This window comes from Corynebacterium lizhenjunii, assembly GCF_011038655.2.
Lineage (GTDB): Bacteria > Actinomycetota > Actinomycetes > Mycobacteriales > Mycobacteriaceae > Corynebacterium > Corynebacterium lizhenjunii.
Genome location: NZ_CP064954.1, coordinates 1,839,212 through 1,857,908, shown reverse-complemented (window position 1 = coordinate 1,857,908; position 18,697 = coordinate 1,839,212). Strand labels below are relative to the sequence as shown.

The window sequence follows — 18,697 nt, the reverse complement described above, 5'->3', positions numbered from 1 at the left end:
GTCTCCTAGTTTTTAGTCTTTGTGCTTGTGGCATCTATCACCGCGCCGATAATGAAAGCCAGCGCCGTGGGGGCCACCCACCCCAGTCCAACGTCTTGGCCGGGGGAGTATTCCAGCCAGGCGCCTAGCTCCAGCACACTGGCCGCAGACCACGCCACGGACACCCACAGGCTCAGGCGGTAGGCCCAGTAGAAGCGGAGGAAGCGCGCCACCAACGGTTGGAGCAGCGTGGAGAAGATCAGCGTGATGGCCGGCGGGTAGAGGAAGAGGATGAAGGGCACGGCGATACTCAACACCGTCTCTAGGCCTTGGAAGGCAAAGGCGATGGATAACGCGGTAAAGAGGACGGCCCAGAAGTGGTAGCTGGTGCGCGGCACCAAGGACTCGAAGAATTCCGACGTCGCGGTGATAAGCCCCACGGCGGTAGTCATGCAGGCCAGTATGACGATGGTGGAAAAGACCACCTGCCCGGCGGTGCCCATGGTGGCAGAGGCGGTATCGGCAAGCAAGAGTGCCCCGGAGTCATAGGACTGCTGGTTGGGCACGGTTTGGGCGATGTAGCCCAACCCCAGGTAGATTCCCGCCAGCAGCACGCCGGCAATGCTGGCTGCGGTGATGGTGGCCTTGATCACCGGGGCGCCAGGGCCAAAACCTTTGGTGCGCAGGGAGGAGACAATGACGATGGAAAAAGCCAAGCCTGCAATGGCGTCCATGGTGTTATAGCCTTCAAAAAGGCCGGTGACCATAGGGTTGGAGGCGTATTCAGCAGAGGGGGCTCCCGGGTTGCGGGTGCCGCGCAGGCTGGCCAGCGCGATGAGCAGCACCAGCAGGCCCACTAGCGCCGGGGTAAGGAAGCGGCCGAGGGTATCAATAATGGAATTCGGTTTCCAGGACAACGCCAGGGCCACTAGGAAGAACCCCAGGTTAAACAGGCCGCCAGATTCCCACCCCAGCAGCGGGGTAATGGCGGTTTCCATGGCTACCGCGCCCGTGCGTGGCAGGGCGTAGAAGGCACCGATGGCCAGATAAGCCATCGCGGAGAAGACGATGCCAAAAAGCCACCCGCCGTGATTGCCAATATCGCGCACGGAGCGCCCGGAGATGGCTACCGCCACCACGGCGAGCACCGGTAGGGCCACGCCTGCGGTGAGGAAGCCCAGGATGGCCGGCCAGAAGTTGGTGCCGGAGAGCACGCCCACCATGGGTGGAAAGATGAGGTTGCCGGCCCCGAAGAACATCGAAAACAGCATCAGGGCGGCGATAATGACGGTGGAGGCCGAAGAGGCTCGCGCCATGGAAAGTCCTTTTCTGACGGAATTATTTACCTGTCAGAGGTTAGCAAAGCCGCCGCCATGTGATCGACGGCCTCCGTGAGGATCTCGGTGCTGGTGGCAAAATTCAGCCGTGCGTGCCCTGGTGCGGCAAAGGTGGTGCCCTCGTTGAGCGCGACCCGGGCGTGCTCCAACAGCCATGCCGCGGGTTTGTCCAGGCCAGTACCCCTAAAATCCAGCCACAGCAAGTAGGTGGCCTGGGGGTTGGTCACCTCGACCCCGGGCAGGCGCTCGCGCAGGAGGGGAACCAGCCAGTCGCGGGTCTGGCGCAAGTAGTCCACCTGAGCGTCAAGGAAGGGGCCGCCGTCGCGATAGGCGGCTTCTGCGGCCAGCACGCCCAGGGTGCCGGTGCCATCCTTGGCCACGCCGCTAAGCCCCTGGAAGGTGCGCCGGTCTGCGTCATTGCTGAAGATGATTTGGGCGCACTTGAGCCCGGCAACATTAAAGGCCTTGGAGGTGGCCGTCACCGTCAGCGCGACATCGGGGCCCAGGGAGGCAATGGGAATGTGGGTGCCCTCGAAGACGATGCCTGCGTGAATTTCATCCGAGAGGATGCGCGCATTGTAGCGCCGCGCCATATCCACTAGCGCTTGGAGGAAGTCGCGGTCAAAGACCCGGCCCAGCGGGTTAAAGGGGTTAGCCAGCAAGATGGAGCCAGCGCCTGCGGCAAAAGCGGCTTCGATCTCGTCTAGGTCCAAGCTGGTTTCAATCTTCTCCCGTCCGGCAGTGGCGGGGATTTCCAGCAGCGGCGGATAGGAAGGCACCGGGACAATGACCGCGCTATCCGGGCGGGTGAAGTACTGCACACCCAGGAGCATGCCGCGCACGACATCTCCAATCCAGAAGATGTTCTTTTCTTCCGGGCGCCAGCCAAAGCGTTGCGCATAGAACTGCGCTAGTGCGGCATTAAGGCCGCTGGCGTGCGGGGCGGGGGTATAGCCCAGGGTTTCTTGTGCTACGGCCTCGCGCACCGCTTGGAGCACGGGAGCGGGAGTGGGGAAGTCGGACTCTGCGATCCACAGGGGGAGAACGTCCGAGTCATAGGCGGTCCACTTGCGGGTACCGCGGGCACGCAACTGTTGGGGAGTGGGAAAATCAATCATGGCCCCCAAGCCTAGCGCCCCTAATGCCAAAGCGCTTGAGCAGCTCCCGGTCGGCTGCGGTGCCGGATTGGGTCAGCGCTAGCAGTTGCGAGTAAATACCGCCGGTGGTGGCCAGCTGGGCAGGCGAGCCCACCTCTGCTATCCGCCCTTGATCCAAGGTGATGATGGTATCTACCGAGGCAATGGTGGACAGCCGATGAGCGATAATCAGCGTGGTGCGGTTCTTCATCAATTCTTCCAACCCGGCCTGCACCACCCGCTCCGATTTGGTGTCGAGCGCCGAGGTGGCCTCATCCAAGACCAGGATGGGCGCGTCTTTGAGCATGGCGCGCGCGACCGCCACGCGTTGTTTCTGCCCGCCAGAAAGCCGCAGGCCGCGCTCGCCAATGATGGTGTCGTAGCCGTCGGGGAAGGCACAGATGAACTCATGCGCCCCGGCGCGCCGGGCAACGTTGTGGATCTGCGCGCGGGTGGCGGTGGGGTTGGCATAGGCGATGTTTTCGGCGATGGTCCCAGAAAACAGGTAGGGCTCCTGGAACACCACGCCCACGGAGGCGCGCACTTGCGCGGCGGTGAGCTTGCCGATGTCGTGGCCGAGGACCTCCAGCGTTCCTGCCGCTGGCCGGTAGAGCCCCAATAGCAGGTTAACCAGGGTGGACTTGCCGCCCCCGGACTCTCCGACCAAGGCAATGGTTTGACCTTCTGTGGCAGCAAACGTGATGTCTTCTACCACCGACTCGCCTTCTTCGTAGGCAAAGCTGACGTCCCGGAAGGCAAAGACCGGCCCGGAAGCGGGTACGGGCAGGGCGGGCAGGGCATCGGTACGCAAGGCGGGCTTGTCCGATGCCCCCGTTGCAGCCACCACCTCTGGGTTGGCGGTGGGTTCCGGGGCCTGGTCCATCACGCGGTAGTAGTCCCGGGAGCCGGCGATGGCGCGCTGGGCGGAGTCCACTATCCAGCTGAGCATGGACACTGGTTGCTTGGCCATGGCCACTAGTTGCATGAGCATGACCATTTCTCCAATGCTGAAGTGGCCTTCTAGCGTGCGCCAGAAGATGACGCAGTGGATGCCGAAGAAGGCCGCGGCCATGGCCAGCTGGCGCCACACATCCATGGTGTGCCACCAGCGGGATTGGGGCTTGGTCACGTCCACGACGTCCCGGTAGTGGGTGGCAAAGGAATCCAGCTCGCGGGCCTCGGCCACAAAGGACTTGGTCACCTTGACTTGGCCAATGACTTCTGCGAAGCGGCCATTGGCGATGTCGATGTGCTCATTCTTCGTCTTCTCAAAGGCCTGCCAGCGCCCGGAGGTGGCGGTGGTGAGCCAGAAGTACAGCGGAAAGAGCACCACTAGCAGCACCGTGAGTGGCCAGTAATAGTAGGTGGTAATCACCAGCACGGCGATGATCTGGAGAATCATCGAGAAGAAGTTATTGGCCAAAGACTGCAAGAAGTTGGAGATGTTCATGATGGAACGGTCCAACCGGGCGATGATGGTGCCGGTGACTTGCGAGTCGAAGTAGCGCTGCGGCAGCGCCAGCAGTTGTGCGTAGTAGCGGGTGGAGAGCACCTGGCGCAGGCGGGCGACCATGACATCGCCGTAGTAGCCGCCCACGTTTTGGAGCAGGCCCCGGAGGGCATCGGCAGCAAAAAGCGCGACGGCCAGCCATAGCACCGCCGGGAGGTGGTCGGAGCCATTGCCGCGGAGGGCATCGATAATTAGGTCGGTGGCCTCGCGCACCAAGAAGGGCGAGACCAAGGCCAACGCGGCCACGGCAGTGGCGCAGGCAAAAACGGCAAGGTAGTACGGCCACAGCGCACGCGCGCTGCGCATAATGGAAATCAGTGGTTTCATCTCACCCTGTTACTATGCCAGGCCGCCTGCGATGGGTTAGAGTTGGCATATTTCCAGCGATTTCTAAAGGCAAGCGATTTCTAAGGGTAAGACTGTGAGCAAAAAGATCTACGTTGCGGCTGCAGCGTGCAGCGCACTGGTGGCTACCGGCTGTTCAATTCTCCAACCGGAGGAGCAAGGGCTCAACCCCGGTGAGGAGATTGCGGTGACTACCTCGCAGACCCCGGAATACCAGCCGAAGGACACTCCGAATCAGGAGGTCACCTCCAACCTGCGCGCCCCGGTTAGCGATAAGGGCCTGGGCGTGGAGTGGCGCCTGCAGGGGGTTTATGCGGACAGCTACCAGGGCAGTGTGCTTACCATCTTGGTCAAAAACACCAACGAGCTGCCGCTGCCGGTGGACGCCATCGGGGATCCAGTAGTCGAGGTCGCCGACGGCAATGGTGGGTGGACCGCGGTGCCGCTGTTGGGCTACGACCCGGCGGTTAACACCGACGTCATGCCGCCAGGGTTGGACGAGCCTTTGGGCAGCGGGGCATCGACAAACTTGCAGTACCGCATTGGGGCGGCACCAGGCGGGCTGTGGAATGCCCGACTGAGCATAGGCAATGTCACCTGGATAGGGGATTTGAACCTGTGACGGAGCTGGTGGTCCTGGCTGGTCCCGACGGCCAGCCTGTGGGCACCGCGCCGAAGGCCCAGGTGCACACGCATGACACCCCACTGCATTTCGCTTTTTCCTGCTGGGTGCTGCGCGGAGAGCAGGTGCTGCTTACCCGCCGGGCGGTGAGCAAACAGACGTGGCCGGGCGTGTGGACGAATGCCTTTTGTGGCCACCCCGGCCCTGGTGAGGATCCGGTGGCGGCCTTGCTGCGCCGCGCGGACTTTGAGCTGGGCTTGGACGATGCCGCCCTGAGCTCACCCGAGCTGGTGGTTGCTGATTTTTCCTACCGCGCGGTGGATTCAAGCGGCATAGTAGAACACGAAATCTGCCCGGTCTATGTTGCCCAACTGCTCCCGGACGCGCAGCTGCGGCCGAACCCGGCAGAGGTGGACTCTTATGCGTGGGCCCCCATTTCGGCGCTCGTCCGCGCGGTAGAGGCCACCCCCTTTGCCTTTAGCCCGTGGCTGGTGGAGGAATTGGCCCTGCCGCAGTTGCGGGGGCGCCTGGGACTTTAGTCTTCGCTAAACGCCTGTTCCACGTAGTCCAAGGCGCCGTGGGTGAGGGTGGCGGTGGCGGTATCCAGGTCCCAGCGCAGCACCGCATGCTCAGGGCCAAACGGGGTAAATCCTGGCTGGCCGGTGCGGGCGAATTCTTGGAGCCAGTCATTGAGCGGACCCGGTGCAAATAGGGGGTCCAGTTCCTGGCAGTGCAGCGCGGGCTGACCCTGGCGGACAAACTCGAGCATCCAGGTGGGCCCGGGGGCGCCTACTGCGACCTGTTGGACCCAGCGGCGAATGCAGGAGTCGCTAATGAGCTGGCCCACCACCCCGGGTTGCGCGAAGTTGGCCCAGGTGCGCACCGCCTGGCGTCGCATGCCAAAACGCGGGGCCAGGAGGTAGGCCAGCGGGTAGCGGGCAGGGCTGGCGTCATAGCGTGCGCCGAGGTTGGCAAACTCCTGGCGGGTCGAGGTCACCACGATGGGAATGTTCGCGAAATCCTCCGGGTTTAGCGGGTAGGGGCCAAGGGCTATATCAAAACGGTATTTCTTGCGCAGTGCGGCATATCCGCGCGCTAGGCGCTGTGGGGGTAGCGCGCGCAGGCTCTCGCGGGTCAGTGGAATCCCCAGGGCTGCGCGCAGGGTGGCTGCGCGGGCCTCAAAAGGATCCCGGGGAAAACAGGGGGACAGCGCCAGTACCCGGCGAAAGGCGCCACGGTAGTGGTCCCGGCGGCACAACCATAGCGCGATGGTGGCACCGGCGGACTGGCCGATGACGGTGACATTGGTGGGGTCCCCACCAAAGGACTCGATGTTGCGCTGGACCCACTCGAGGCCTTGGGCAACATCATCAATGGCGCGGTAGCGGAAGTAGTTGTCCTCTGGGGCGCTGGAAGAAAAGCGCAGCAGACCGGGCAGTCCCACCCGGTACCCAATTTTAACCAGCACGTAGTCCCCGGCCAGCTGAGGTAGATCCGCGTGGGTGCCGGTTTCAAAACGCCCACCGTGAATGTAGACCATAACCGGCAGCTCCTGGCGCAGCGGATAGGGCGTGCGGATGCTCAAAGCGACATCATCGGGACGCGGGGTGGTGGCGTCTACCTCACCGGAATAATCCAGCGGGGCCGGCGCGGTGAAGGGATCCGGGATGTGGCTATAGCGCAGGGAATGAAAGGTCGCCGTGGCTTGGTTAACTGAGTCTTGGTTAACTGAGTCTTGGTTAACTGTGCCATGAAAAGTGCCGCCGGGGGCGGTTACGGTCACTGGCTGTGTGGGGCAATCCATGCCTTAAAAATATACGGCCAGTTAGAATGGCCGGCATGGAATGGTTGGTGCAAGCCCCCGCGGTGGTGCAAATGGCGGTCGTGCTGCTCACCCTGGTGCCGGTGCTCATCGCGCTGGCCTGGGTGTTGATGTGGGCCGTCGATAAGGTCGCTGCCCACCGGCGTAAGATGGACCACCATGCACAGTGATCCCCGTGAAGGGCTGTGGGACCCGCAGCGCCCCGCGCAGCCCCGCAAGCGCGCCCTGCCTAAATCCCGAGTATCGCTGACCCTGTGGGCGATGTTTGCACTGATCCTCATCGCCGCCCTGGTGGGGCTTATCGCCTAGAGGCCTGGGCCACCTTCTGCCACAGGCGCAACCCCGGCAGATCCTCGAGGAGCACCGGCTGGCCGGCGGCATCGGTCAGCGGCACGCACCAATTGGGGTAGAGCTCATGGGTAGTACCCGGCATATTCTGCGCGCGGCGATCCCCCACCAGGTCCACCAGATTGGTGCACGTGAGCGCACACGGCGTGCCGGCAATGAAGCGGTGGATCTCCACCAACTGCTCCTCCGGCTCCGTGGCGCCTGCGGCTGCCAGCGCGAGCACCCGGTCCATCCACTGGCGCTCGGCGGCAAGTTCTTCTTGCGCCGGGCGGGCCAGCAGGCCGAGCGCGGCACGCAGGGTAATGTGCTCCCCGGCCAGATAGGCTAGCGTGGGGGGCAGATCGTGTGTGCCCGCAGATCCCAGGGCGAGGGCACGGTAATCTTGCTGCGCTAGGGGCTGGGAGTGGTCAGCGGCGTGCTCAAACCACAACACCGCAGTGCCCAGCACCCCACGGGAGGCCAAAGCATCAAGTACCCACGGCTCCAGGGTGCCCAGGTCCTCACCCACCAGCACGGCGCCGGCGCGCTCAGCCTCCAGTGTGAGCACTCCTAGCAGCGCCTCCCAGTCATAGGAGACATATGCGCCCGCAGCGGGGGTACGGCCCCGTGGGATCCAAAACAGGCGGAACAGCCCCAAGATGTGGTCCACGCGCACCCCGCCCGCGTTGCGCAGCACGGTGGCGATGAGCTCCCGCCACGGCTGGTAGCCGGCTTCTGCCAGGCGGCGCGGGTGCCACGGTGGTTGCGACCAGTCTTGGCCTAGTTGGTTGTACTCATCCGGTGGGGCGCCTACCGATGCCGCCGGGGCCAGGTAATCAGCCAGGCTCACCGACTCTGCCCCGCCCGGGTGGATCCCTACCGCGAGGTCCGTCATGAGTCCAATGGACATGCCAGCCTCTTTCGCCTGCGACTGCGCGGCGGCCAATTGCTCGTCGCAGAGGAACTGCAACCACTGGTAGAAGCTGGTGAGGTAATCGAGGGCATCGGCAGACTGGGCCCCTGCGGCCTCGGCACACCACCGCGCAAAGTCATGCAAGGCCTGGCCCTCCCGGGCACAATACTGGCCAAAAGCCTGCGCCCGCTCCGGGCTAAAGTCCACCGCGAAGAGTAGATGCAGGGCCTGGAGCTTTGCTGCGTAAATCTCCGCCCGGTCAATGTGGTCCGCGCTGCGATTGCGCCGGCGCATGGAGGCCGCCAGGGAGGTGACGGTGGCCCGGTCTGTAGCGCTCAGCTGCGCGAGCTCCGGGATGTCCTCAATGCACAAGTAGATCGGGTTGATGTAGCGCCGCGAGGTAGGCAGGTAGGGCGAGTCTTCCACCGGCGGGACTGCCTGCGCAGCGTGGAGCGGGTTAATTAGCAGGAAGTCCGCGCCTGCCTGCGCGGTGGTGGCGGCAAGCTCGCCCAGATCGTGGAAGTCTCCCATGCCCCAAGACTGCCGCGAGCGCACTGAATACAGCTGCGCCATCACTCCGGAGCGCGGGTGCTCCAGCAGGCTGGCAGTAGTACTCAGGCGCTGAGGCGTGATAATCAGCGGGCAGGACTGCGTGCCGGTGCCAGGGGAATCTAGATGCAGGGTGTGGTAACCCAGCGGCAGGTCGGTAGGCAGGGCGAAGGTTGCCTCCCCCCACAGCGTGCCTGCGACATCGGCCGGAGGGGCATCGTTAGTCCCCTGCACTGGAAAGGCCTCCCCGCCGCCTTCGAGCGCAATACGCAGCCGGGCAGGATCCCCGTGGTGGACATGGACGGCGAACTCCTTGGCCACGCCTTCTTGGGCCACCACGCACGCAGGCAGTGGAGTAGAGGAGCGCTCTAGGTACTCCGCGTAGAGCAGCCCGGTCAGCTCCTCATCACTGGGCTGGGAACTGACCGGCACTCCCAGGGCGTTGAGGGTAAACAGGAGCGAGGACATGGGGGTGGTCATGTACTCGCCGCCGGCGGAAGTATAGCCGGTGGCCACGCCGTAACGGGAGGCGAGCTGGGAGATCAAATCAACATTGGTCACCCCTCGTATTGTGCCACGGTATTGTGCCACGGCAGCCAACTTGTCCGGTGAATTGCCGTTCGGGGGGCGCAGGCGTCCTTGCTAAGGTGTGTAGAAAAGCTATGCCTGAACAAGTCATACCTGAAGCTGTGAAAGGACGGTTCCCATGAGCTTGCAGGAATCCCATACCCCCGCGCCATTTGACATTGAGCCAGGAGAAACCTGCCTCACCGCCATGATGGATACCGCCAAAGCCCGCCCGCACGGGGTGATGTTTACCCGCCCGGCTAACTATGAATGGGTCAATGTCACCGCCAAAGAATTTGTGGCAGAAGTATTCGACGTGGCCAAGGGCATTATTTCCGCTGGCGTGGGCAAGGGCGACCGCGTGGCGCTGCTGGCTGCCACGCGCTATGAGTGGACGCTGTTCGACTACGCCATCTGGGCCGCCGGGGCGGTGTCGGTGCCCATTTATCCCTCTTCTTCGCTGTCGCAAATCCAGTGGATTATCGAAGATTCCGGCACGGTGCTGGCGATCACGGAAACCCGGGATCACTCTGAACTCATGCGCCACCTGGTGGTGGGCGAAGACGGCGAGCCCGGCATTAAAGGGTCGCCGTCGAAGTTGCGCCGGATCCTAGAGATTAATTCCTCCGCCGTGGACACCCTGAAGTTCGAGGGGCGCGAGGTTAGCGATGAGCAGGTGTGGGAGCGGATTGACTCCACCACCACCGAAGACCTGGCCTCCCTGGTCTATACCTCCGGTACCACCGGCCGACCCAAGGGCTGCATGATTACCCACCGCAACTGGCTGGCCCAGGTGCGTGGCCTGCTAACCAACCCCATTGGTGCCATTGCCGTTCCGGGGGCGCATGTGCTGACATTCCTGCCCCTGGCCCACGTCCTGGCGCGGGCGGTGTCCCTGGCGGTTACCGTGGGCGGGGCCTCCCAGAACCACTGGTCAGACTTTTCTACCATTTCCATCGAGTTCGCCCGCTCGCGGCCGAACCTGATTTTGGGCGTGCCGCGCGTGTTTGAAAAGGTCCGCAACTCTGCGGCCGCTAAGGCAGCCGATGGCGGGGCCATCAAGCGCGGCATGTTTGCTGCTGCCGAAGCCACTGCAATTGAGTACTCCAAGGCCCTGGATACCCCGGATGGCCCCTCGAAGACGCTTGTGGCCCGCCACAAGGTCTTTGACCGCCTGGTCTACTCCAAGATTCGCGCCGGGGTGGGCGGTTCGGTGAAGTATTGCATCACCGGCGGATCGGCCATGAGCAAGGACCTGCTGCACTGGTTCCGCGGCATCGGGGTGCCCATCTATGAAGGCTATGGGCTCACTGAGGTTGCGGCAGCAGCCTGTGTGGACTTCGTTGATCAGAGCATTGGCACTGTGGGCCCGCCGCTGGAGGGAGTGACCATCCGCATTAATGAAGACGGCGAGATTCTGATCAAAGGCGATATTGTCTTCGATGGCTACTGGAATAACCCAGAGGCCACTGCGGAGGCCATGGAAGATGGCTGGTATAACACCGGAGACTTAGGCGAGCTAGATGATGACGGCAAGCTGATTATTACCGGGCGCAAGAAGGACTTGATTGTCACCGCCGGTGGCAAGAATGTCTCTCCTGGCCCCATGGAGGACATTTTGCGCGGGCACCCCCTGATTTCTCAGGCCATGGTGGTCGGTGACGGCAAGCCATTTATCGGGCTGCTGGTGACTTTGGATGAGGAAGCGCTCAGGCGCTGGCGTTTGGACCACAACATTCCGGAGTCGCGTTCGCTCAAAGAGCTGGCCACGGATGCCGCCCTGCGGGCAGAAATCCAAGACGCCGTCAACCAGGTCAATGCCACCGTGTCGCAGGCGGAGGGCATTAAGAAGTTCTACATTCTAGAAACCGACTTGACGGAGGAGGAAAACGAGCTCACCCCCACCATGAAGGTCAAGCGCAACGTGGTGGCGCAACGCTACGCCAGCGCCATCAATCACCTCTACAAGCGGGGCTAGCTCCTGCTGCTGCGGTGGGGTGCGCAACATTCCTGTGAAAAGCTTCGGAGTGTCATCCGGGGCACGGGCTCAACGTGGCATAGAGTTGCATTCCGTTACACAAAGTCTCAACCTGAAGTTCAGGTTGGGGCTAGTTGCTGATCTCTTTCAGGAAGGAGCCCACGGGGTGCACAAACTAGCCGCCGAGCTACGCCACCGCGAGCTCACCCAAGAGATCTACAACATCGGCGATGAAGTAGTTGAATACATCGAGCACCTCATCGAAGCCATTGAGGACTGGGATGCCGAGCTAGCGATTGACTGCCTGGCGGAACTGGGGGAGATTGTCGATGACGCCCGCCGGGATTCCGGCCGCGTGGTGGGCGAGCTCATTGGCTTGCGCCAAGCCCTGGTGTCCGGGGTCCGCGCCGGCACCATTTCAGCCGCGGTGACAGGGGAGTTCGATATTGAGCCCCCGCGCGATGTCACCGCCCGCACCCTGGAGCTGAAGTTCCCCTTGGAAGGCCCGCAGGTGATTTCGGAGCTGGCCTACGCGCTGCGCGGGCGCACAGACACCGTGCTGACGTATCTGCGCGAAATGGTGGACTACGTGCTTGAGCAGACCGATGCCGTGGCCCGCAACCTGGACATGATCTCCTTGCCCCAGCTCTACCGCCGCTCCGGGCAGTCCGTGGTGGTTGCCGTGGAGGGGTGGCTGCACACTGTGGCACGCTCCAACCCGGCGTATGTGCGCACCATGCGCGGGCATAACCCGCCGCCGTTCCTGGAGGAGCGTGCCCGTATCAATGCCATCGTGGCCAAGGTGGCAGCCAAGCGTGCCGCCGCCCGCAAGAAGGGCCAGACGGCCTAGATTCTTCCTAGCTGCCCGCCTGATCGAGCTGCTGCGTAATTTGCGGCCACAACTGGCCCATGATGTCATCCCACGTCAAAATCCACACGGCATTATCCTTCTCTGCGCGGCCAACGACCACCAGTTGCTCGCCGCGAGCGCGCATGTGGTCGAGGGTATGGGCCACCGTGGTGGAGCCAGCCACCGACAGGGCTGGGCGGCTAAAATCCAGGGCGCGCGCATTTGGCGGCGCCAGCAGCGTATCGCGTACATGCACCGTGCGCGGAATGCGCGAACCCTTGGCAAAAATCAGCACTCGCATGATGTGCTTGCGGCGCACCAGGTCCTGGAGGTCGGCCACAGTGGCATCGGAAGGCAAGGGCACAATCTCAGAGCCATGCTCGCGGGCCAAGGCCCCGGCCGTGGAGTTCTCTAAATTAATCACGCCGGTGATCTGGTTGGCGGAATCATCATCCATAGCCCCGGTTAGGCGCGAGTGCTCCACCAGGGACCGCAGAGTATTGACGTCATAGCCGCCAGCCCCCGCCCGGTCTACCGGTTCCTCGCCCGCACGGCGCACCATGCGATTGGCCACGGTGTTGATCCACACCAGCAAGGGGCGGAAGAGCCAGATAAAGCCGCGAGCGGGCACCGCAATGACTTGCAGGGCGGTCTCTGGGTGGGCAATGGCCCAGGACTTAGGCGCCATCTCTCCGATAACCAGGTGCAAGAAGGTGACAATGAAGAGCGCCAGGATGAAGGAGGCCACATCGGCGATAGCCACCGGCAACCCAATGGCTTCTAGTGGGCCCATGAGTAAGTGGTGTACCCACGGCTTGGTTACCGCGCCCAACAGGAATGTAGCCGCGGTAATGCCCAACTGGGCACCGGCAAGCATGATGGTCAACTCGTTGAGGGAGCGCAGGCCGGCACGGGAAGCCCGGGAGGTTTCCGCGGTTTCTTCCAGCCGGTTGCGTTTTGCACCCATCAGGGAAAACTCGATGACCACAAAGAACGCGGAGGCAATAATGATGAGGATGGTAAGCAGCAGATTAGTCATGGTTGGCCTCCTCGTCGCGGTCTACTTCTACCAGCTCTAGTGCCAGGGAGGAGGGCACATGCCGGTCTATTTCTTCCACGCGCACGCGCAGCTTGCGCAAGGGGGCCTCATCGCCTTCCACCCAATCCTCCGGCTCCGCCTCCAGGTCGATGACGTGCTCCTCGCCTTCTTCCGGTAGGGAAGAGGAGTGGGCGATGAGTAGGCCCGCCACGGTCTCGTAGTCTCCCGCAGGCAGGTCGTGGCCAATGGCACGCTCTATCTCATCGATGGGCGTATCGCCATCGACTATCCAGTGCGACTCGTCTTGCTCGGTGATCTCCTCAGATTCTTCCAAGTCATGTTCGTCTGTGACATCGCCCAGGATCTCCTCGGCCAAGTCCTCCATGGTGACAATGCCCACGAAGCCGCCGTATTCATCAATCACGCACGCTAGCTTCGAGCCGGATTCGCGCAGCTGACGCACCGTATCTGGTAGGGACATCAGCTCGGGGACCACCACTGGTTCTTGCATCAGCTCAGTTACCGGACGGCTGGGTTCTAACTCAGTTTCGAGCACGTCATAGAGGTGCACCACACCAATGGGATTGTGCTCTCCATCAATAACGGGATAGCGAGTGTGGCTAGTGGCCATGAGCTGGCGTACCTGCTCAATGGTGGTCTCAGGGTCTACCACATCGACCCGGGAGCGCGGGATCATCGCGTGGCCGGTGTCATGGTCCGGAAAATCCAGTAGGCGGTCGAGCACCATGTAGGTTTCCTCATCCAAGTCACCCGTTTCATGGGAGGCGTCCACGATGGACTCCAAGTCATCTGTGGTCGCGGAAGAATCTACGTCCTCTACTGGTTCAATGCCCACCAGCCGCAGCAGCGCGTTGGAGGAGTACTCAAAGAAGTGGATCAGCGGACCAAAAATTTTCAGGTACCACTGTGTGGAGCCGGCGAGGAAGAGCGCTGACTTTGTGGGGGCGGCGATGGTGTAGTTCTTCGGAAAGAGTTCCGCAAAGATCATGGTGGCCACTGTGGAAAACGCCAGGGCCAATACGGTGCCCACGGTAACCGAAATGGTGGCGGGAACTCCCACCCCGCCCAGCAGGGTGCCCAGTCCCTGACCCACCAGTGGCTCGGCCACGTAGCCAATCAACAGGCCGGTGACCGTGATGCCCAGTTGTGCCCCGGAGAGCATGAAGGACGTTCGCTTGGTGATGCCCAGGGCGCGCTGGGCTTGCTTGTCCCCTTGGGCTGCCATGGTGCGCAAGGTGGCACGGTCCACGGACATGAAGGCAAATTCTTGGGCCACGAAGTAGGCGTTGGCCACGATGATGAGCGCGATCACGGCGACGCCCGCCGCAATCATGAGTACTGCAGACCACATAAGTTATTCCCCGTTTCGCGCCAAAAGCGGGTGCGTGTGGGCGGAGAAACGGGGACTTCGACTCGGAGGTTCCACCGGGGCAGTGCCTTTCATTCAGATAACGTATGGGGAAGTAGAAGGTGAGAAACGATAAAAGATGAGAAACACAGTACACGCACGCTAGGGTGTTTTGCTATGACCGCTGACTTTGGGCTGTATATCCACGTCCCTTTCTGCGCCACGCGCTGCGGATATTGCGACTTTAACACTTATACCCCGGGGGAACTCGGTGGCCAGGACTTAGTTTCTGGCTACCTCGACGCTCTGGATAGGGAACTCGAATTGGCAGCTGCGCAGGTGGACGGGCGCCAAGCCCAGACAGTGTTCATAGGCGGTGGCACTCCGTCACTGCTGGGTGCGCAAGGTCTGGCACGCATACTGTCCACCGCCCGCCGCACCATTGGCCTGGCCCCAGACGCGGAAGTCACCACCGAATCCAACCCGGAATCAACCTCCCCAGAGTTTTTTGCAGGCCTGCGGGAAGCCGGATTCACCCGCATCTCCCTGGGCATGCAGTCTGCCGCTAGCCATGTCCTTGCCGTGTTAGAGCGCGCCCATACCCCGGGGCGCGCCTTTGCGGCTGTGCGCCAGGCGCGGGAAGCGGGCTTTGACCACGTGAACTTGGACATGATCTACGGCACCCCAGGTGAAAGTGATGCCGATGTCCACCACACCCTAGACCTGGTCTTAGACTCCGGGGTAGACCACGTTTCTGCCTACTCGCTCATTGTCGAAGACGGCACCCGCATGGCCCGCAAAGTGCATAAGGGACTGCTACCCGCCCCGGATGAAGACGTGCTGGCCCGGCGTTATGAGCTCATAGCCCAGCGCCTGGAGGGCCACGGCTACCAGTGGTATGAGGTCTCCAATTGGGCCCTCGAGGGCGGGCGCTGTGAACACAACCGCATCTACTGGCAAGATGGCGACTGGTGGGGCGCTGGACCCGGCGCCCACTCCCACCTGGGCCAACGGCGTTTCTTTAACCTTAAGCACCCGCGTCGCTACATCGAGACCCTGGCCGCGGGGCAGCTGCCCATCGCGGAGGAAGAAACCCTCACCGCTACCGACCGCCATACGGAAAAAATCATGCTGGGCCTCCGCCTGCGCGAAGGGATTCCGCAGGGGTGGCTGGATGGGGCATCGGCAGACACGCAACGTCACTACATTGCCCGCGGCCTGCTGGAGCTGGAGCAAGGCCACCTGCGGCTGACCAAGCCGGGCAGGCTGCTGGCGGACGGCATCATCACAGACCTGCTCCTGGCGGAAGAATCTCCGCACGCAACGCCAACTGCGTAGAGTAGAGGCCATGTCTAGCACTACCGAAGCCCGCCGTAAGGAAGTCCTGCGCGCCATTGTCTCGGACTTTATCGCTAGCCAGGCCCCGGTGGGGTCCAAGGCGTTGCTGGAGCGCCACCAACTGGGTGTTTCCAGCGCGACCATTCGCAATGACATGGCGGTCTTGGAGGAAGCAGGCCTCATTGCCCAGCCGCACTCGTCTTCTGGCCGCGTCCCCACGCAGGCCGGCTACCGGCAGTTCGTGGATAATATCGAAGACGTCAAGCCGCTAAGCCGCGCCGAGCGCGCTGCCATTATCTCCTTTTTGGAAGAAGGCGTTGACCTCGAAGATATTCTGCGCCGCTCCGTGCGCTTGTTGGCACAGCTGACCAAGCAGGCCGCAGTGGTGGCCCTGCCCAATTTGGAGGTCTCCCGGGTGCGCCACTGCGAGGTGGTGGCGCTATCTCCCGTGCGCCTGCTGCTGGTGCTGATTACGGACAATGGCCGGGTAGACCAGCGCAACGTGGAACTAGACGCCCTCATTGATGTCGAGCAGGTCCACCACCTGCGCGAGGTGCTCAATAACGCCTTGGTGGGAAAGACCATGGTGCAGGCCTCCGTGGAGTTGACCTCCCTGATGGAACAAGCACCCCCGGACATCGCCCGCCACGTGCTCAAATGTGCCACTACCCTCATGCACACCTTGGTGGAGCAGCCCTCAGACAGGCTGATTATCGCCGGAGCTTCCAACCTGACCCGGGTAACCCAGGATTTCTTGCAGGGCCTGCCCGGCATCATCGAGGCCATGGAGGAGCAGGTAGTGGTGCTTAAGCTGCTGAGCAACTTGCCGGAGTTGGGTAATGTCTCCGTGGTTATCGGCGAGGAACACGAAGAGGACCGGCTGCGTAGTTCCTCCGTGGTGGCCACTGCGTATGGCAGCGCTAGGCCTTTGGGCGGCATGGCGGTGGTGGGGCCGACATTTATGGACTACCCGGGAACAATTTCTAAGGTCAGTGCTGTTGCACGGTACGTGGGCGATATTGTGGCCGGTGAATAATCTAGCCCCGCCGGCGAGTAGACTGCTTTAAGCTTTAATTCCTCACTAGTTCTCAACACTAGAATTCACCACTAGATTTTCGAGCAAAAGGACTGATTTTTCACAGTGGCACGTGATTACTATGGCATCCTGGGCGTAGAAAAGGACGCCACGGAGCAGCAGATTAAGAAGGCCTACCGCAAGCTGGCCCGCAAATACCACCCCGACGTCAACCCGGGAGATGAGGAGGCGGCAGAGAAGTTCCGGGAGATTTCCGTGGCGCAGGAGGTGCTGCTGGACCCGGATAAGCGCGCAATTGTGGACCAGGGTGGGGATCCGCTAGACCAGCAGGGCGCGGGCGGTTTCTCCGGCTTTGGTTCCGGGGGGTTGGGTGATATTTTTGCGGAGTTCTTCGGCGGTGGCGGGGCGGGCACTCGGGGTCCGCGGTCGCGGGTGCAGCCGGGCAGCGACGCGCTGTTGCGTACCGCGGTGACTCTGGAGGAGGCGTTTAGTGGTGTGAAGCGCTCTGTCACCGTGGACACGGCGGTGCTGTGCGATAACTGCCATGGGGCGGGCTCGGCTGATGGTTCCAAGCCGGTGACGTGTTCCGGTTGCGGGGGCGCCGGCCAGGTGCAGTCTGTGCAACGCTCCTTCCTGGGCAATGTGATGACCACCCATGATTGCCCGCAGTGCCAGGGTTTTGGGGAGACCATCCCTAATCCTTGCCCCCAGTGCGGTGGGGATGGCCGGGTGAAGAAGCGCCGTGATCTGACCATTAATATCCCGGCCGGTATCCGCGATGGCATGCGCATCCGCATGGCCTCCCAGGGTGAGGTTGGCCACGGCGGCGGGCCTGCCGGCGATCTGTATGTGGAGGTCCATACCCAGCGCCACCGCGTCTTTGAGCGCGATGGGGATGATCTGCATGTGACCATCCGTGTGCCCATGGTGGATGCCGCCCTGGGCACCAGCTTGACCCTGCAGCATTTGGACGGCGAGGAGCTGACCATCGAGATCGCTCCAGGCACCCAGCCAGGCCAGGCCATTGAGCTTGCCGATGCCGGCTTTACCCGCGTGCGTTCCCAAGGCCGGGGTACCCTTTATGCCCACGTTGATGTGCAGGTGCCCACGGAGCTTGACGCCACCACCCGCGAGTTGTTGGAGCAGGTGCGCAAGGTCTCCCAGCATGGTGCGGCGGTGCATACGGAAGACGAAGAAGAGTCCTTCTTCGACCGGATTCGCGCGAAGTTCCGCCGATGAGCCTGCCGGTGTTCCGCCACCCGGATTTACGTGGCGCGCAGCCTGGCCAGCCGGTGGGCATTGATGGGGCAGAGGGCCGCCACGCGGTAACCGTCAAGCGCATTGCTCCGGGCGAGCAGGTGCAGTTTGCCGATTCCGCCGGGCGCACCGCCACTGTTAGCGTCACCGAGGTCCGGGGCAAGGATGTGCTGGTGGGCACCGTGGAGGAGGTAGCCCACGAGGAGCTGCCACGGCCGCAGGTGGTGGTGGTCCAGGCAATACCGAAGTCAGAGCGTGCCGAGCTGGCCGTGGATCTGGCCACGCAGGCCGGGGCGGATGAGATTATTGCCTGGCAGGCGCAGCGTTGCGTGGCCAAGTGGGATGCCAAGAAGGCTCCGAAGGCCCTAGCCAAGTGGCAGGCTGCGGCCCAGGCTGCTGCTAAGCAGGCGCGACGGGCGCGGGTGCCGGAGGTATCCGGGCCGTTGACTACCGCGCAGTTGGCTCAGGAGTTGCAGTGCCGCTGTGATGAGGGCGCGGTGGTCTATGTGCTTCATGAGGAAGCCACTCAAGGCATCAAGGACGTGGACCTGGATGCGGACGTGGTGGTACTGGTGGTGGGCCCGGAAGGGGGCATCGGCAGTGATGAGCTTGCGGCCTTGCCGGGGCAGGCGGTGAAGTTGGGCCCGCAGGTGGTGCGCACCGCAGCGGCGGCCATGGTGGCCCTGGCGGCGATTGGGGTGCGGACAACCCGCTGGTAGATTG

General features: G+C 62.6%; 17 protein-coding genes. 10 read left to right on the top strand and 7 right to left on the bottom strand.

Features of this window, described 5'->3' with window-relative positions; translation table 11 throughout:
• Positions 1–5: 5 nt before the first annotated feature.
• The 3 genes from brnQ to G7Y31_RS08715 are packed head-to-tail and all read right to left on the bottom strand — an operon-like array spanning position 6 to position 4,289.
• Positions 6–1,295 carry a branched-chain amino acid transport system II carrier protein gene (brnQ, locus tag G7Y31_RS08725; protein WP_165009431.1) on the bottom strand — a complete coding sequence of 430 codons (1,290 nt, stop codon included), beginning with the start codon at positions 1,293–1,295 and terminating at the stop codon, positions 6–8.
• Between the two features lie 26 nt (positions 1,296–1,321).
• Complete coding sequence (locus G7Y31_RS08720; RefSeq protein WP_165009536.1) at positions 1,322–2,431, bottom strand: MalY/PatB family protein; 1,110 nt, start codon at positions 2,429–2,431, stop codon at positions 1,322–1,324.
• Positions 2,427–4,289 carry an ABC transporter ATP-binding protein gene (locus G7Y31_RS08715; RefSeq protein WP_165009429.1) on the bottom strand — a complete coding sequence of 621 codons (1,863 nt, stop codon included), beginning with the start codon at positions 4,287–4,289 and terminating at the stop codon, positions 2,427–2,429. Before G7Y31_RS08715 ends, G7Y31_RS08720 begins: the two co-directional genes overlap by 5 nt.
• 94 nt (positions 4,290–4,383) lie before the next feature.
• Between G7Y31_RS08715 and G7Y31_RS08710 the strand changes: the two genes are divergently transcribed.
• Together G7Y31_RS08710 and idi are read left to right on the top strand one after the other, a co-directional pair.
• Entirely contained in the window at positions 4,384–4,929 is a 546-nt protein-coding gene (locus tag G7Y31_RS08710; protein ID WP_165009427.1) for a hypothetical protein, read from the top strand.
• Positions 4,926–5,468 (top strand): isopentenyl-diphosphate Delta-isomerase, encoded by a 543-nt coding sequence (gene idi, locus G7Y31_RS08705; RefSeq protein WP_165009425.1) that lies wholly within the window; start codon positions 4,926–4,928, stop codon positions 5,466–5,468. The genes G7Y31_RS08710 and idi overlap by 4 nt, the downstream gene beginning before the upstream one ends.
• Here idi and G7Y31_RS08700 read toward each other — a convergent pair.
• On the bottom strand, positions 5,465–6,733 hold the full coding sequence (locus G7Y31_RS08700; RefSeq protein ID WP_165009423.1) for a carboxylesterase family protein: 1,269 nt from the start codon (positions 6,731–6,733) through the stop codon (positions 5,465–5,467). The two genes, idi and G7Y31_RS08700, sit on opposite strands and share 4 nt — an antisense overlap.
• A gap of 35 nt (positions 6,734–6,768) precedes the next feature.
• On the opposite strand from G7Y31_RS08700, the gene G7Y31_RS08695 reads away from it, so the two are divergent.
• Both G7Y31_RS08695 and G7Y31_RS08690 read left to right on the top strand, forming a co-directional pair.
• Positions 6,769–6,921, top strand: coding sequence for a hypothetical protein (locus G7Y31_RS08695; protein ID WP_165009389.1), 153 nt, complete (start codon positions 6,769–6,771; stop codon positions 6,919–6,921).
• Entirely contained in the window at positions 6,911–7,060 is a 150-nt protein-coding gene (locus G7Y31_RS08690; RefSeq protein ID WP_165009421.1) for a hypothetical protein, read from the top strand. Before G7Y31_RS08695 ends, G7Y31_RS08690 begins: the two co-directional genes overlap by 11 nt.
• Here G7Y31_RS08690 and G7Y31_RS08685 read toward each other — a convergent pair.
• The gene (locus G7Y31_RS08685) at positions 7,050–9,101 is read right to left on the bottom strand and encodes a 4-alpha-glucanotransferase (RefSeq protein ID WP_196823555.1); all 2,052 of its coding nucleotides are present in this window, start codon (positions 9,099–9,101) and stop codon (positions 7,050–7,052) included. The two genes, G7Y31_RS08690 and G7Y31_RS08685, sit on opposite strands and share 11 nt — an antisense overlap.
• 145 nt (positions 9,102–9,246) lie before the next feature.
• Between G7Y31_RS08685 and G7Y31_RS08680 the strand changes: the two genes are divergently transcribed.
• Both G7Y31_RS08680 and G7Y31_RS08675 read left to right on the top strand, forming a co-directional pair.
• Positions 9,247–11,085, top strand: a complete 1,839-nt coding sequence (locus G7Y31_RS08680; protein WP_165009419.1) for an AMP-dependent synthetase/ligase — start codon at positions 9,247–9,249, stop codon at positions 11,083–11,085.
• Between the two features lie 166 nt (positions 11,086–11,251).
• Entirely contained in the window at positions 11,252–11,935 is a 684-nt protein-coding gene (locus G7Y31_RS08675) for a hypothetical protein (RefSeq protein WP_165009417.1), read from the top strand.
• 7 nt (positions 11,936–11,942) lie between these two features.
• Here G7Y31_RS08675 and G7Y31_RS08670 read toward each other — a convergent pair whose 3' ends face one another.
• Together G7Y31_RS08670 and G7Y31_RS08665 are read right to left on the bottom strand one after the other, a co-directional pair.
• Positions 11,943–12,974: a CNNM domain-containing protein gene (locus tag G7Y31_RS08670; RefSeq protein WP_165009415.1), complete on the bottom strand. Its 1,032-nt coding sequence runs from the start codon at positions 12,972–12,974 to the stop codon at positions 11,943–11,945.
• Complete coding sequence (locus G7Y31_RS08665; protein ID WP_165009413.1) at positions 12,967–14,346, bottom strand: hemolysin family protein; 1,380 nt, start codon at positions 14,344–14,346, stop codon at positions 12,967–12,969. The genes G7Y31_RS08670 and G7Y31_RS08665 overlap by 8 nt, the downstream gene beginning before the upstream one ends.
• 174 nt (positions 14,347–14,520) lie before the next feature.
• Here G7Y31_RS08665 and hemW point away from each other — a divergent pair, with 174 nt between their 5' ends.
• The 4 genes from hemW to G7Y31_RS08645 all read left to right on the top strand — a co-directional run bounded on the left by hemW (position 14,521) and on the right by G7Y31_RS08645 (position 18,693).
• A complete protein-coding gene (hemW, locus tag G7Y31_RS08660) occupies positions 14,521–15,681 on the top strand; it encodes a radical SAM family heme chaperone HemW (RefSeq protein ID WP_165009411.1) in 1,161 nt (386 codons plus the stop codon).
• Positions 15,682–15,691: 10 nt separating this feature from the next.
• Positions 15,692–16,717 (top strand): heat-inducible transcriptional repressor HrcA, encoded by a 1,026-nt coding sequence (gene hrcA, locus G7Y31_RS08655; RefSeq protein WP_165009409.1) that lies wholly within the window; start codon positions 15,692–15,694, stop codon positions 16,715–16,717.
• A gap of 105 nt (positions 16,718–16,822) precedes the next feature.
• Positions 16,823–17,956 carry a molecular chaperone DnaJ gene (gene dnaJ, locus G7Y31_RS08650; RefSeq protein WP_165009407.1) on the top strand — a complete coding sequence of 378 codons (1,134 nt, stop codon included), beginning with the start codon at positions 16,823–16,825 and terminating at the stop codon, positions 17,954–17,956.
• On the top strand, positions 17,953–18,693 hold the full coding sequence (locus G7Y31_RS08645; protein ID WP_165009405.1) for a 16S rRNA (uracil(1498)-N(3))-methyltransferase: 741 nt from the start codon (positions 17,953–17,955) through the stop codon (positions 18,691–18,693). The genes dnaJ and G7Y31_RS08645 overlap by 4 nt, the downstream gene beginning before the upstream one ends.
• The last annotated feature ends 4 nt before the right edge of the window (positions 18,694–18,697 follow it).